Genomic DNA, 1,168 nt, shown 5'->3' with positions numbered 1-1,168 from the left:
AAGGCCTGGGCGTGGGCAAACCGCCCGACACTTCCGGGCAAATCGCAACCACACGGCCTTCGGCCTGCCACGCCGCCAGTTGATCGAACGGCCCGCTGGCGCCGCCGTCGTAGCGTACTTTGTGCCCGAGCAGGCAGCGGCTGACGAGAATTTTTTGCATGCTTAAAACGGCTCGTTACCGCGCCGGCGAAACCAGCCGGTCAGCGACAGGCGCTCGCGGGTGGCGGGCAGGACTTCGTGGGGCACTTCTCCAGACAGGAACACCACCAGGCAACCGCCGCTGGGCACCACGTCATGTTCGACGCCGTCCTTGAGGTACATGCGCAACTGGCCGCCCTGCTCCGGCAGCCACTCGTCGTTCAGGTAGATCACCGCCGAGACCGAGCGCCGGTCATCGTCGCGAAACCGGTCCAGGTGCCTGAGGTAAAATGCCCCCGGCGGGTACATCGCGAAGTGGCCTTCAAAATCTTCCAGGCCGAGGAACAAGCTGCGGTTTATCGCCAGGCGCAAGCTATCCAACACCGCCATATAGCGGTCACAGACGGCGGAGTCGCCCTCCTCCAACCACTGGATATGGTCACCGCGAATGCCCTCGCGAATCTCCTGGGCCGGCCCGCGCCCGACCGCCGCCGGCGTCAGTTCACCTTCAACCGCACGTTTACGGCACTCAGCCGCCAGTTCCAGGGTCAGAGCCTGGGGCAGGAAGCCGTTCTGCTGCGACCAGCCCTTTTCGGCCAGGTCGTCGACAATGCGTTGCAGCGATGGGTGTTCGAGGGGTATTTGCATGGCCCGCATAGTATCCATACGCCTGTGAATCCAACAGGGCCGTTGAGCGTCTGAACGCACTTTAGTCAGGTGACTGATAGGATTTCTCGACAAATCCTACGCCCGACACGGACAATAGTGGCCGACTGACAGGAGTCCATATGCGTCGTTTGTTTTTTTCCTTGCTGATGTTCTGCGTTTTGCCCGCCTGGGCAGACGGCCATGACCAGTTGTACAAGGTCGCCGGCTGGGCCGAACAACGTGCGCATTTCAATGACGCCCTCAGTGCCGCCCAGCAACGCTACCGCAATAGCCTGCCGCCGGCGGTGTACCAGGCGCTGGTCGACAACAGCAACAAGCGCTTCGCCGCCCAGGCCATGGACCGGCGCGCCGAAGCCCAGTT

At 62.6% G+C, this 1,168-nt stretch carries 2 protein-coding genes and 1 pseudogene; 1 reads left to right on the top strand and 2 read right to left on the bottom strand.

The genetic code is table 11. From position 1 onward, the window contains the following. Both L9Z73_RS30835 and L9Z73_RS30830 read right to left on the bottom strand, forming a co-directional pair. Positions 1-160, bottom strand: a 160-nt coding sequence (locus L9Z73_RS30835; RefSeq protein ID WP_247408755.1) for a 2-thiouracil desulfurase family protein, incomplete at its 3' end; no start/stop codon positions are given. Positions 161-162: 2 nt separating this feature from the next. Next, the gene (locus L9Z73_RS30830) at positions 163-795 is read right to left on the bottom strand and encodes a 2OG-Fe(II) oxygenase (RefSeq protein ID WP_247408753.1); all 633 of its coding nucleotides are present in this window, start codon (positions 793-795) and stop codon (positions 163-165) included. A 131-nt stretch (positions 796-926) separates the two neighbouring features. Here L9Z73_RS30830 and L9Z73_RS30825 point away from each other — a divergent pair. Further along, positions 927-1,168, top strand: a pseudogene (locus tag L9Z73_RS30825) (hypothetical protein); the annotation flags it as partial.

It is taken from the genome of Pseudomonas emilianonis, from assembly GCF_023072625.1.
Classification (GTDB): domain Bacteria; phylum Pseudomonadota; class Gammaproteobacteria; order Pseudomonadales; family Pseudomonadaceae; genus Aquipseudomonas; species Aquipseudomonas paraveronii.
The sequence above is the reverse complement of the archived record's forward strand: the minus strand, read 5'-3'. Positions and strand labels throughout refer to the sequence as shown.

Excerpts from the sequence above, each read along its gene's own strand:
- L9Z73_RS30830 (WP_247408753.1), bottom strand. The coding sequence starts at position 795 with ATGCGGGCCATGCAAATACCCCTCGAACACCCATCGCTGCAACGCATT.